Source organism: Parahaliea mediterranea, assembly GCF_017255185.1.
GTDB lineage: Bacteria > Pseudomonadota > Gammaproteobacteria > Pseudomonadales > Halieaceae > JAFKCZ01.
On record NZ_JAFKCZ010000013.1, the window covers coordinates 66,706 to 79,708 of the forward strand.

Genomic DNA, 13,003 nt, shown 5'->3' on the forward strand with positions numbered 1-13,003 from the left:
ATGGCTATTGTCCCGAGAGCGCCCCGTCATGGCGGCGCCGATTCAGTGTGGTATCGGGCCCGGGGCCAACTCGGGCCGGCGCTGGCGTTGCTTGGCTGCGTCGCGGGCTGGCCGGTGTTGGCGCAAGCGGCGGTGGACAACTGCGTGGTGGTGCCTGACCAGCCGCCCTCGGAGAGCTTCCGCTTTCGCGACTCCGCGGAACACAGGGCCCTGGCGGAGCGGCTGCCGCCGGGCGTGGCGATTGGCAGTATCCGCATCCGCCGCTTCGCGGTGTTCGACAACAACGATCCGGCGGAAAGCGGGGCCCTGTACCGCTGGGCCAACAATTTCCACTCGGTGACCCGGGAATGGGTGGTGCGCGACAATCTGCTGGTGGAGGAGGGGGAGGCCTACGAGCAGCGCCGCATCGAGGAGTCCGAGCGCATCCTGCGCAACCTCAAGTTCATTTACGACGCCCGGGTGCGGCCCTGGCGCTGGTGTGGCGACACCGTGGACGTGGAGGTCGTCACCCGCGATATCTGGACCTTCCTGCCGTCGATATCCTTCAGCCGCAGCGGCGGGGAGAATACCTATGCCCTGGGCTTTCGCGACAGCAACTTCCTCGGCACCGGCAAGCAGGTGCTTTTGGAGTACGACAGCGACGAGGAGCGCGCCGGCTACACCCTCAACTATTCCGACCCCAACGTGATGGGTACTCGCTGGCAGCTGCGCGCCCGCTACACCGACAACGACGATGGCTACGACCACAATCTGCGCATCAACCGGCCGTTTTTCTCGATCTATGAACGCTGGGCCGCCGGCGGCGAACTGGGCGAGCTCAAGCTGGAGGAAAAACTGTGGTTCCGCGGCGACGAAGTGGCCGAGTTCGACCACGAGCAGGACGATTACCGCCTGTTCGGCGGTTACGCCGCCCACCCGGAACCCGGCAAGCGGGTCAGCCGCTGGCTCTACGGCTACACCTACCAGCGCCACAATTTCAGTTTCAGTGATTCGGATATCCCGCCGTCCAGCCTGCCGGAAGATCGCACCTACAGCTTTCCCTATTTCGGTTACCAGTCGGTGGAGGACGAGTTCGCCGAGCTGCACAATTTCGACTACCTGAGCCGCACCGAGGATGTGTTTATCGGCGAGCGCTACCAGTGGAGCCTGGGCTACTCGTCCGAGGGCCTGGACGCGACCCGCGACCAGGTGGCGTTTCAGGGCAGCTACGACAATACGCTGCTGGCGGGAAATGGCCAGCTGTGGGTGGTCGGCTCGACCCTGTCGGGGTTCTGGACCCTGGACGACGAGTCTTTCGAGAACCTGTGGTGGCACGTCGAGAGCCGCTACCACTACAAGCAGACCCGCCAGTGGGCGCTGTACTCGGGCCTGCGCCTGGAGTACACGGACGGGCTGACCGGGGAGAACCAGGTGGTATTGGGCGGCGCCACGGGGCTGCGCGGCTACGACCGCAACTACCAGGCGGGGGACCGCTCGGTGGTGTGGAACCTGGAGCAGCGTTACTACTCGGACTGGCACCCGTTCCGGCTGTTCCGGGTGGGTCTGGCGGCCTTTGTGGACGTGGGCCGCGCCTGGTACGAGAACCGCGACAACGGCTCCAACGGCGGGGTGCTGGCGGACGCGGGTATCGGCCTGCGGCTGAATTCCAGCCGCGCGGAGAAGAGCGCGGTGGTCCATGTGGATGTGGCCTTTCCCTTCGTCAAGGACGACGATGTGGACGGGGTGCAGGTGTTGTTTACGGTCAAGGACCGGTTTTAATTGGGTGCGTCTCTAGGTTTTTAGCCCGGCTGGACCAGCCGCTCATTTCAGGTTGGGTGGCGGCCGCGAACCGGGAGGGCCGTTACGCGACACGCTATAAGCATGACATCCCTGTCGCGCTCGGCAGCGGCCATCCATGGCCGCTGACGGTCGCTACACGGCCCTCCCGGCTCGCGGCCTTTGAATTGAACCATCGCGTACTTGCAGAGTGGGGGAAGCTCAAAGGCCTGTCGAATCCGGCGAAGTGCAAAGCGAAGGTGCGGGGAGCGGGTGTCCTCTTGCCAGACCGTCAGCGGCCATGGACGGCCGCTGCCGAGCCTACAGGGACGTACTTGTGTGCGTGTCTGGCAAGAGGACACCCGCTTCCCGTGCCGCCACCAATCTCTTTGTGGGCATCCCTTCTACTGCCCGCTTTCAGGTCAATTTATCCAGATATCGCTCCAGCATCTTGCACACAAAGTTCTCCTGCACCTCGCCCTCCTGCCCCGTGGCGAGCATGATGCGCGACATGATCAGCGCGTAGCGCGTGCCGGCGAAGATCCAATAGTAGTCGTAGTGCCCGGCCTCGCGCCCCGTGGCGGCCTCCCACTGGGCGATGGTGTCCTCGTAGCTCGGCAGGCCCGGCAGGCGCGGCATGCCCAGGCCCTCGGCGAAGGTCGCGTCCAGGTAGTTGAACCAGGCCAGGTCCTGCACCGGGTTGCCCGGCACCGCCATCTCCCAGTCCAGCACCGCCTCCACCCGGTCCAGGCTGTCGGCGAACATCATATTGCCGATGCGCGAGTCCCCCCAGCACAGCCCCACCGGCTCGTCGGCCGGCTGGTTGGCCCGCAGCCAGTCCAGGGCCCGCTGGCCGATGCGGTGGGTGCGGCCCTCCAGGCCCCAGTCGTGGTAGTGCTGCCAGTAATCCAGCTGCGCCTGCAGCGCGGTCTTGCCCGCCGGCAGGGCCGTGTGCGGCAGGTCGAGCGCGCGGTGGTCGATGCCGTGGAACCGGGCCAGCGTGTCCACCGCGGCGCGCCACAGGGTCGCGCGCTGCGCCTCGCTGGTGTCGTTGAGCAGCCAGCCGTCCATATTGTAGGGCGGCATGTCGCCGGGCACCCGGCCCTCGATGCGGCCCATGATATAGAACTCCACCCCCAGCAGGCCGGTGTCGGTCTCCAGGCCCAGCAGCTCCGGGACCGGGATGTCGGTGTGGCGCGCCAGCGCCTCCATGACCCGGTACTGGGGTTCCAGGGCATAGCTGGGGAACACCGGGCGCTCGATTTCCGGCTGCAGGCGGCCGACGCAGGACTGGCGCTGTGTCTGTCCCCCTTCCTCCCACTGTATGTCGAACATCAGGGTCACATTGGACATGCCGTTGGTTTCGGGGATGCGAAGTTCGTCGATGGTGACCGGGTAGCCGCGCCGTTCGCTGAACCAGCCGGCGAGCTTGTCGCGGGTGCCGTCGATATCCTCGAGCAGGGGGGTGGGGCGCGCCTCTTCCATTGCTGTTATCCTGTTATTGACTATACGCCTGTATAGCATAGGGCAGTTGGCAGCCGGTCGCCAGGCTGTTTTGCGACAGCCTGTTAAAGCGGCCAGGCGGCCTATTTGGTATTAAGTCCAGAAAGCACGGCCGCGGCGCTTGTCCGCCGGGGGCAAGCTGTTAGAGTTAAAGCGGCGCTGGCGATGCGCCGATCAATGACAACAACCGGTACATCGGGCCTAGGGGGCAGGGAAGATGCAACGCATTACCGAATGGCTTAAATTTCTCGCGACCAAGGGTGGCTCGGACCTCTACTTGAGCACCGGGGCGCCGCCCTGCGCCAAGTTCGAGGGCACCCTGCGTCCCATCGGCAGCGAGATTCTCAAGCCCGGGGAGATCAAGGAGATCGCCTACGCGCTGATGGACGCAACCCAGCGCCAGGAGTTCGAGCAGGAGCTGGAGATGAACCTGGCGACCTCGATTTCCGGCTTCGGCCGCTTCCGGATCAATATCTTTGTGCAGCGCAACGAAGTCGCGATCGTGGCGCGCAATATCGTCGCGGACATTCCCAGCTGGGAGACGCTGCGGTTGCCGCCGATCCTGCCGGAGGTGGTGATGCGCAAGCGCGGCCTGGTGCTGTTCGTCGGCGCCACGGGGTCGGGCAAGTCCACCTCGCTGGCGGCGCTGGTCGACTACCGCAACAGCAACAGCTCGGGCCACATCGTCACCATTGAGGACCCGGTGGAGTATGTGCACAAGCACAAGAAATCCATCGTCAACCAGCGCGAGGTGGGTGTGGATACCCGCAGCTGGCACAACGCCCTGAAAAACACCCTGCGCCAGGCGCCCGATGTGATCCTGATCGGGGAGATCCGCGACCGGGAAACCATGGAGCACGCCATCGCCTTCGCCGAGACCGGCCACCTCTGCCTCTCCACCCTGCACGCCAACAACGCCAACCAGGCCCTGGACCGGATCATCAACTTCTTTCCCGAGGAGCGCCGCGCCCAGCTGTTGATGGATCTGTCGCTGAACCTGCAGGCCTTTGTGTCGCAGCGCCTGATACCCACGGTGGATGGCAAGCGCTGCGCGGCGATCGAAATCCTGATGGGTACGCCGATGGTGGCGGACCTGATCCTCAAGGGCCAGATCGACGGCATCAAGGAGGTGATGGAGAAGTCCGAAAACGCCGGCATGAAAACCTTTGACGGCGCCCTGTTCGACCTCTACCGCGAGGGCCTGATCAGCGAGGAGGAGGCCCTGCGCAATGCCGACTCGCCCAACAACGTGCGCCTGAAGATCAAGTTCGCCAAGGAAGAGGCCCTGCGCGACGACGGCAATGTCGAGCTCAGCCTGCAGAGCCTGGACGAAGAGGAAGCGCCGGGGCCTTTCTAGCCGGCCTCGTCCTCGCCGACCAGCTGCCGCAGCAGGGCGCGCCAGCGCACGAAATCCGAGTCGCTGGCGTGCAGTATGGTGAAGCCCGCGCGCCAGCCATCATCGCCGGGCTTGCACCAGACCACTTCGGCGGCAAGGAAAATCGTGTTGAAGCCCTCGTCCGCCAGGTCGATGCCCACCTGCAGCACCGCGCCGACCGCGACCGCCCGTTCAAGGCCCAGGCTGAGACCGCGCTCGGAAATGTCCGCGCTGCGACAGCGCAGTATGGTGGACTGGCCCTCGCCGGTTTCCGCCCTGGACTCGACTTCCAGGAACACAGTGCTCTGGAGGGGGAGTCGGCGGTAGTTGCGTTTGTCCTCGGCCATTTTTTATTCTCACCCCGGGGTATCCGATTTTAGTCGCCGCACGTGATCGTTGAAGCTGGAGCGGGCCTCGAAAATGTCGACGAGGTTCCGCTCGGCCAGCGCCAGCAGGTCGGCATTGGACAACTGCCGCAATTTCAAACCCTGGCGATTGACGAAAATATACATACCCCGCTCCCGGTCGTGGGCCGCAAGCCTGGCCAGCATGGGCGGGTCGCAATCGTGAAAACCCATCCAGGTGCCAGTGGCCAGGCCCAGCGGTTCCGGCTCTGGCGGGTTGTCGCCCGCGGCGAAGTCCTGTTCCGGTGGCAGGCCGGGGTCTCCGTCAAGCGGGTCCCGCAGTGCGTCCGTCGCGCTTGCCCGGGCGTGTCGCTCGGGGGGCGGCGCCGCGTCGGGGGTGGCGGACGTAGGCGCGGTCCCGCCGCTGTCGCTCCGGGGCGGCGGTTCCGCCAGGGCGCGCAGTTGCTCCACGGTGGTGATGCCCGCGGCGCGCATCAGGCACAGGCTGAAACTGCCGCCGCGTTGCAGCTCGCGGGCGGTTTTGCGGCTCAGGGCCGCGTCGAATTCGGCGTAACCCAGGCTGAAGGCCTTCATCCCCGCGCGGTTGGCAAACAGCAGTTCCTGCGACTCGTCCTGTTTCAATGCCAGTTGCACCCGGGCGGCACCGCGCTCGCCATCCCCCTGCACCAGGAACCACTGGCCGGTGTCGAGGCGGGCGATGGTGCCGGGAATGCTCCGGTCCTGGTCCGCGGGCCCTTCCACTGGCAGCGGTTCCACCGGATACAGTTGCAGCGGTTGCTGGCGGAGCAGTCGCAGGTGCGAAAACTCGATCAGTCCGACGGCCTCGCTGACCGCCTCCTCGTCGTGTTGCAGGCTCAGCAGGTAGTCGCGCAGCTCTCCCGGCAGGCGTTTGATGCGCGCGAGCCACAGCGCCCGCTGCTCGTCCTCCTCCGGGCTGACCGCGTCGGGCTGCAGCGAATGCGCCAATTCGTCGGTGATAGTGCTCACCTGCCGCCACTGCGGTGACTGCTCGCCGAATTTGAGCAATACCAGCCTCACGCTGTCGTACCACGGGCCCCTGATAAAGTGTCCGACCTGGGCCGGCAGGGAGTGGCGACTGAGTACCGTGTTGATCATCTGCGCGGCGCGGGCGCGCGCCGCGGCGGTTTTCTGGTGGCCTCGCGCCTTTTCCGCCAGGCGTTGGACCATGCGCAAATTGCGGCGCTCCTCCGCTATCGCGGATTTTTCCAGCCCGGCGGCCAGTGCGTCGAGCGCGCTGTCGTCGCCGTGTTCCAGCGCTTCGCGCAGGGACTCGATAGCGGATTGCAAATTGCCCAGCAGGGTGTCGCCGGCGCGGCCCATGCCCGGTTGCCAGCCCACCGCGTCCGCCTGCAGGGTGTCCAGTACCCGGTGCGCCGGGTGCAGCCCGGGGCGGGTGAAGGCATCGTCCTCGAGCGCGCGCCTGGCGAGTTGGGGCAGCAAGCTGCGAACGTGATCGCGAAGTTCGACAGCCAGGGGGTAGCCGACTTCCCAATAGGCCAGCGACTGCAGCAGCCACTTCAGCAGCGCTGTCTGGCGGGCGCTCATCGCCGGCCAGTTGCCGACCGCCTCGTCGAGTGCCATTACCGCCGCGGCCGGCTCGAGCTCGAAGAACTTCCTCGCCTGCAGGGATCGCAATAGTTCGCGGTTGTCGACGATGACGCCAACGGTCGCGGTGGGGGCCTGGGTGAAGCGCCGCTGTATTTCAGCCAGCAGGGACGCTGGACAGGGTAGATGGTTCGCGGTGAGTTTCAGGTGAACAGCTTCCAGACGACGAGACCGAGAAAAACGGCCCAGGTGACAACGAGCAGGGCCAGGCGGATGTTGCCGGGTGGCTGCGCCACCTCCGCCCGCGATGCGCCCTTCAATACCACATTGAACGAACCACAGGCCGGGCAGCCACCCAGCTGGCCTCCTTGCTTACCCCGGTAACTACAGTCCTTGCAGATATAGGCCATGGTTCAGGCGGTCTGCTTCAGCAGTTGGTCGACGATTCGTTCCAGTTGTTTAAGGGTATTGCATTCGGCCGTGAAATGACAGGCGCTTTGATAGCGCAGCATTTCCGAGTCGCCGGTGCCCCAGGCGCGGCGCGATTCCGGGTTGAGCCAGATTACCCGTCGGCTGCGCTGGTAGATACTCTGCATGATCTCCAGTTTGGGGTCGCCGCCGTTGTTGCGCGCATCGCCGAGGATGATCACCGTGGTGCTGCTGTTGATGTCGTCCAGCGCCAGCGCGGCAAAATCCAGCAGGCTGCTGCCGTAGTCGGTGGCGCCGCCGTAACGCCAGTTCACCAGTTCCACGGCTTTCTCCACCGGATGTTCGCGGAACAGATCGCTGACTTCGCCCAGATGGCTTGAAAAGGCGAAACTGCGCACGCGCGGCAGTACGTCCTGCAGGCTGTAGAGAAACATCAGCAGGAAGCGGGCATAGGACGCCACCGAGCCCGAGACATCGCAGATCGCCAATACCTGGGCCTTGTCCCGGCGCTGGCGGCGCCAGTAGGTGTGGAACATCACGCCGTCGTGGGGGATGCCGCGGCGCAGCGTGCGGCCCATGTCCAGCCGCCCGCGTTTTTGCGTCCGCGGCTTGCGCGAGTGGCGCGCGGCGAGTTTGCGGGCCATCTTGCGCACCAGTTCGTGCACTTCGTGCAGGTAGCGGTGCTCAAGGTTGTTGAGTCGGGTGCCGGCGAGGATCTCGTCCTTGAACTGGCGGTTGTGCCCCTCGGCCTGGATCAGGTACTCCCGCGCTACGTATTCCCGCACCTGTTCGCGCAGGGTGTCGCGGTAGCCGCGCACCAATTCCAGCAGCGGGTTGTCGGCCTGTTCGAGCGCCACCACGGCATCGCGCAGCACCTCCTCTCCAAGGGCGTCCAGCATGCGTCGGGTGTATTGGCCCTTTTGGGTGAACAGGCGGATGTTGCCGAGCCCCGCCTCCGCCGCGGCCTGCCCCAGCGCCAGCGAGAGCTGCGCGCGGTCGTTGTCCAGCAGCTGGCGCATCAGGTCGGACTGCAGGGCCCGATCCAGGGCCGGCACTTCGGTGGCCGCGGCTTCCAGCATGTCCCGGGTATTGTCTTTGCCGGCCGGGGGTTCCGCCGACAGGGGGGGCTCGGTTGCCTCCGAGTCCATTGTGGTTTCGCCCGCGGCGCTAAAATCCGGCAGCTGGCCGCTGAAGTACTGGTCGAAGCAGCGCAGCAGCACGGCTTCCTCGTGAGGGGTTTTGGCCAGGGTCAGGGCCAGCCCGTTGCGCAGTCGCTCGCGGTCGGCGTAACCCAGCGCGCTCGCCGCGGACATGGCGTCCAGGGTTTCCGCCGGGGATACGCGCACATCGTGGCTGCGCAACAGGCGGATAAAACCGGTGAGGCCTGATTGCATCGCGGCGGCGGCGCTAGCTGGCCGCCCGCGCGGGTAGCAGGGAGGTCAGGTCGGACTCGGCGTTGCGGATATCGTCCTCGAACTTCAACAATACGTTCAGTGTGCCGCGCACCAGGTCTTCCTCGAGGTGGTCGGCGTGCAGCAGCAGCAGGCTGCGGGCCCAGTCCAGGGTCTCGGAGATGGCCGGGGCCTTTTTCAGGTCCAGGTCGCGCAGGGCGTGGACGAATTCCACCAGCTGGTGGCGCAGGGTTTCGTTGATGTCCGGCACGCGACTGAGCACGATGCGCTCCTCCAATTCCACACTGGGAAAGGGAATGTACAGGTGCAGGCAGCGCCGCTTGAGGGCGTCGGAAATATCGCGGCTGTTGTTGCTGGTGAGGAAGACCATCGGCGAGACGTCCGCGCGCACCGTGCCGATTTCGGGAATCGACACCTGGTAGTCCGACAGAATCTCCAGCAACAGCGATTCAAACTCGTAGTCCGACTTGTCCACCTCGTCGATCAGCAGGACGGCCCCGCGCTCCTGCTGCATGGCCTTGAGCAGCGGCCGCGGCTCGAGGAAATCCTCGGAGTAGAAAATGTCGCCGAACTGGTGCAGTCGCTCCACCGACTCCGCCAGGTCTTTCGCGCCGTGCAGCAGGTCGCCCAGCTTTTCCTTGAGCACCTGGGTGTAGAGCAGTTGCTTGCCGTACTTCCACTCGTACAGCGCCTTGGCCTCGTCCAGGCCCTCGTAGCACTGCAGGCGGATCAGCGGTACGCCCAGCAGCTCGGCGCTGGTTTTGGCCAGCTCGGTTTTGCCCACGCCGGGAGGGCCCTCCACCAGGATGGGCTTGCGCAGCTGGAAGGCCAGGTACACCGCGGTGGCGATTTTGGGGCTGCAGATATAGCCCAGGGCCTCGAAACCCTGGGCGATGCGCTCGATGGAGCTGAGCTGGGGGAAATCCTGGATATTCAATGCTTGTCCTTGGTCGATGGGCCGTGGGGCTGGCTAGCCGCCGGTCATGTTCATGAAGCGCACGATGTCGGGGGCGTCCTGTTCGCCGAAATGGTGGCGCTCGGGTTTGATCGCCATGGCGCCGACGATAGTGTCCGCCAGTTGTTGCTCGCAGTAATCCGGGCGGCGCAGGACTTCCCGCAGGTCCACTGAATGCTCGTTGCCCAGGCACAGCAGCAGCCGGCCGGACACGGTCAGGCGCACGCGGTTGCACAGGTGACAGAAGTTATTGCTGTGGGGGGAGATAAAGCCCACCCGGCTGGGGTGGCCGGCCATGGTGAAATAGCGCGCGGGGCCGCCGTTGCCATCGGGCTCACCCTGGGCGGTGAGCGGGTAGGCGCGCTCAATCTGCGCGTGCAGTTCGTCGCTGCTGGCCAGGCTCAGCACCCGGTCGTGCTCGACGATGTGCCCCAGGGGCATCTCCTCTATAAAGGCGATGTCGATGCCCAGGGAGCGGGCGTAGCGCACCAGCGCCAGCACCTCGTCGTCGTTGCGACCCTTGAGGATCACCGCGTTGAGTTTGATGCGTTCGAAGCCGGCGGCCACCGCGGCCTCGATGCCCCGTTGCACCTGCGCCAGGTCACCGCTGCGGGTGAGCTGGCGAAAACGCGCCGGCTGCAGGCTGTCGAGGCTGATATTCACGCTGTTGACGCCGGCTTCGCGCAGCGGCGTCGCCAACTTGTCCAGCTGCGAGCCGTTGGTGGTGAGGGCCAGTTCCCGCAGGCCCTCCAGCGCGCCCAGGCGCTGGACCAGGCCCAGCACGCCCCGGCGCACCAGGGGCTCGCCGCCAGTGAGGCGGATCTTGCCCACGCCCATCTTCACGAAGACCCGCGCCACCTCGTAGAGCTCCTCGAGGCTGAGCACTTCCCGGCGGGGCAGGAACTGCATGTCCTCCGCCATGCAATACACGCAACGGAAGTCGCAGCGGTCGGTGACCGACAGGCGCAGGTAGTCGATGCGGCGCTGGAAGCGATCGACCAGGGTGTTGGGAAATTCGATCATGGCACCAAGCAGTGTAATGCTTCCCGCGGCGGGCCTCTACTCACACTTTTTGGGGGTTTACAGCCGCCCGGTGCTGCGACAGGATGTTGGGCGCCATGGGATTGGAGAATTTTAATGATAAAGGCCATTAATGGAGTGTGGGTGGCGGTGCTGTTGACCCTGGGTTCGGGGCCCGCCTCGGTGGCGGCCGACCCGGCCCCAGCGGCCCCCGGCTGCGAGCCGCGCGACGGCATTGAGTCCATCTGCGGCCTGCGCGCGCCGGAGGATATCGTGCTCGCCCCCGACGGGCGGCATTTGATCTTCGGTCAGATGGCGGCGCCGGGCGGTCTGTTCCTGCTCGATACCCGGGATCGCTCCACGGCGCCGCTGGCGGCGCCGGCCAGCGACCCGCGCGGCGGCGAGCGCTGGGGCGATCCCGCCTGCACCGCGCCGCCGGCCACCCTGCTGGCCCACGGTATCGACCTGCGCCGGCGCGGCGACGGCCGCTGGCAACTGCTGGTGGTGAACCACGGCGGCCGGGAGTCGGTGGAGTTCTACGAGTTGCTGGGCGCGGCGCAGGGCTTCCGCGCCGCCTGGCGCGGTTGCGCCGAGGCGCCGGCGGACGCCAGCCTCAACGATGTCGCCGGCCTGCCCGGTGGCGGCTTCCTGGTCACCCGCATGACCTCCCGGGAATCGCCGATGTGGGAGCTGTTCCTGGCGGTGCTGGGCTTTGACAACGGCCTGGTTTATCGCTGGGGTCGCGAGGAGGGTTTCGCCGGGCTGCCCGGTACCGAGGGCCGTTTCCCCAACGGTATCGCCCTGGCCGCCGACGGCCGGAGTTTTTTCGTCAACATGTATCTGGGCAACCGCATGCGCCAGTTCAGCCTGCCGGATGCCGAACCGCTGGGGGAGGTGGCCATCTCCAAGCCCGATAACGTCACCCTGGGGGCGGACGGCAAGCTGCTGGTCGCCAGCCACTTCGGCTCCCTGCTGCAGTTGAACGACAGCTTGACGCAGGACCCGAGTCTCCCCAGCCTGCTGCCCTATGCCATCGTTGAGGTCGATCCGCGGAGCCTGGCCAAACGCCAGCTATTCCGCCACGAGGGGCCGCCCATGGGCGCCGGCACCGCAGCGGTGCGCCACGACGGTGCGCTCTATGTGGGCTCCTACGTGGGGGATCGCATCGTCCGGGTGCCCCTCGCAGCCGACCGGTGAGTGCGCTCCTGATCCGCCGGCTGGCGCTGCCGGCGGGGCCGCTGCTGGCCGCCGGCCTGGCGATGGCCCTGCACCTGGCGGGTTATCCCCGCGACATGGTCATCGTCACCCTGGTGGCGGTGTGGTGTGTGGTCTGGTGGGTGTTCGAGCCCATCCCCATCCCGGTGACCTCCCTGCTGCCACTGGCGCTGCTGCCATTGCTGGGTGTACTCACGCCCGCCGAGGTGGGGCAGGCCTATGGCTCGCCGCTGATCCTGCTGCTGTTGGGGGGCTTTTTATTGTCCAAGGCGATGGAACACTCCGGGGCCCACCGCCGCATCGCCCTGGGCATGGTGAACCTGTTCGGGGCATACAGCGGCCGGCGCCTGGTGCTGGGTTTTATGGTGGCGGCGGCGACCCTCAGTATGTGGATCTCCAATACCGCCACCACGCTGATGTTGCTGCCGGTGGCCCTGGCGGTGCTGGACGGCACCGGCGAGCGCGAGCGGCTGGCGGCGCCGCTGTTGCTGGGTGTCGCCTACGCCGCCAGTGTCGGCGGCCTGGGCACGCCCATCGGCACCCCCCCGAACCTGATTTTCATGCAGGTCTACGCCGATGTCACCGGGCAGGCGGTGACATTCACCCAGTGGATGGCCTGGGGGGTGCCGGTGGTGGTATTGATGATTCCGTTGATGGCGCTGGCCCTCACCCGCGGCATGGACGCACGCCTGCAGGTGGAGCTGCCCGACGTGGGGGCCTGGCGCACCGAGGAAAAGCGGGTGATGTTGATCTTCGGCCTCACCGCCCTGGCCTGGATCACCCGCGCGGAACCCTTCGGTGGCTGGAGCGCCTGGCTTGACCTGCCCACCGCCAACGACGCCTCGGTGGCCCTGCTGGCGGTGGCGCTGATCTTCGTGACGCCGGATGGTCGCGGTGGCCGCCTGCTGACCTGGGAGCGGGCCAGCACGATCCCCTGGGGCGTATTGCTGTTGTTCTCCGGGGGCATCTGCCTGGCGAAGGGCTTCGTCAGCTCCGGTCTCAGTGACGAGCTGGGCCAGTGGCTGGCGGGGATGACGGGCCTGTCCCTGTGGCTGCTGATCGTTTTGGTGTGCCTGATGGTGACCTTCATGACCGAGGCCACCTCCAACACCGCCAGCACCACGCTGTTGATGCCGGTGCTCGCCGCCGCGGCGCTGGCCGCCGCTATCGAGCCGCGCCTGCTGATGGTGCCGGCGGCGATGAGCGCCAGTTGCGCCTTTATGCTGCCGGTGGCCACGGCGCCGAATTCGGTGGTCTATGGCAGCGGCCTGATCACCACCGCGCGGATGGCGCGGGAGGGTCTGGTACTCAATTTTGTCGGCGTGGCGGTGATCAGCTCGGTGTGCTACCTGCTGCTGGCCTGACGGCAGATGCAACTCCCGGTGACTGGATCGGTCATTGTTATTGG

The 13,003-nt window shown here is 66.2% G+C and carries 11 protein-coding genes; 4 read left to right on the plus strand and 7 right to left on the minus strand.

All coding sequences use genetic code 11. The features are described from left to right. Positions 1 to 45: 45 nt before the first annotated feature. The gene (locus JYP50_RS16735) at positions 46 to 1,758 is read left to right on the plus strand and encodes a BamA/TamA family outer membrane protein (protein ID WP_206561706.1); all 1,713 of its coding nucleotides are present in this window, start codon (positions 46 to 48) and stop codon (positions 1,756 to 1,758) included. Between the two features lie 414 nt (positions 1,759 to 2,172). Here JYP50_RS16735 and JYP50_RS16740 read toward each other — a convergent pair whose 3' ends face one another. Then, entirely contained in the window at positions 2,173 to 3,240 is a 1,068-nt protein-coding gene (locus JYP50_RS16740) for a phosphotransferase family protein (protein ID WP_206561707.1), read from the minus strand. A gap of 235 nt (positions 3,241 to 3,475) precedes the next feature. On the opposite strand from JYP50_RS16740, the gene JYP50_RS16745 reads away from it, so the two are divergent. After that, complete coding sequence (locus JYP50_RS16745) at positions 3,476 to 4,615, plus strand: PilT/PilU family type 4a pilus ATPase (protein WP_206561708.1); 1,140 nt, start codon at positions 3,476 to 3,478, stop codon at positions 4,613 to 4,615. Here the strand turns inward: JYP50_RS16745 and JYP50_RS16750 are convergent. From JYP50_RS16750 to moaA, 6 genes are all read right to left on the minus strand, one after another. Further along, positions 4,612 to 4,980 (minus strand): PilZ domain-containing protein, encoded by a 369-nt coding sequence (locus JYP50_RS16750; protein WP_206561709.1) that lies wholly within the window; start codon positions 4,978 to 4,980, stop codon positions 4,612 to 4,614. The genes JYP50_RS16745 and JYP50_RS16750 overlap by 4 nt on opposite strands. A 9-nt stretch (positions 4,981 to 4,989) precedes the next feature. Next, positions 4,990 to 6,654 (minus strand): DUF1631 family protein, encoded by a 1,665-nt coding sequence (locus JYP50_RS16755; RefSeq protein ID WP_206561710.1) that lies wholly within the window; start codon positions 6,652 to 6,654, stop codon positions 4,990 to 4,992. 113 nt (positions 6,655 to 6,767) lie between these two features. Beyond that, positions 6,768 to 6,974, minus strand: a complete 207-nt coding sequence (locus JYP50_RS16760; RefSeq protein ID WP_206561711.1) for a hypothetical protein — start codon at positions 6,972 to 6,974, stop codon at positions 6,768 to 6,770. Positions 6,975 to 6,977: 3 nt separating this feature from the next. Continuing rightward, a complete protein-coding gene (locus JYP50_RS16765) occupies positions 6,978 to 8,387 on the minus strand; it encodes a vWA domain-containing protein (RefSeq protein ID WP_206561712.1) in 1,410 nt (469 codons plus the stop codon). Between the two features lie 13 nt (positions 8,388 to 8,400). Then, positions 8,401 to 9,342 carry an AAA family ATPase gene (locus JYP50_RS16770; RefSeq protein ID WP_206561713.1) on the minus strand — a complete coding sequence of 314 codons (942 nt, stop codon included), beginning with the start codon at positions 9,340 to 9,342 and terminating at the stop codon, positions 8,401 to 8,403. Between the two features lie 33 nt (positions 9,343 to 9,375). Next, on the minus strand, positions 9,376 to 10,383 hold the full coding sequence (moaA, locus tag JYP50_RS16775) for a GTP 3',8-cyclase MoaA (RefSeq protein WP_206561714.1): 1,008 nt from the start codon (positions 10,381 to 10,383) through the stop codon (positions 9,376 to 9,378). 114 nt (positions 10,384 to 10,497) lie between these two features. Between moaA and JYP50_RS16780 the strand changes: the two genes are divergently transcribed. Together JYP50_RS16780 and JYP50_RS16785 are read left to right on the plus strand one after the other, a co-directional pair. After that, positions 10,498 to 11,577 (plus strand): hypothetical protein, encoded by a 1,080-nt coding sequence (locus tag JYP50_RS16780; RefSeq protein WP_206561715.1) that lies wholly within the window; start codon positions 10,498 to 10,500, stop codon positions 11,575 to 11,577. Between the two features lie 62 nt (positions 11,578 to 11,639). Beyond that, entirely contained in the window at positions 11,640 to 12,959 is a 1,320-nt protein-coding gene (locus tag JYP50_RS16785; protein ID WP_206561760.1) for an SLC13 family permease, read from the plus strand. Positions 12,960 to 13,003 lie beyond the last annotated feature (44 nt).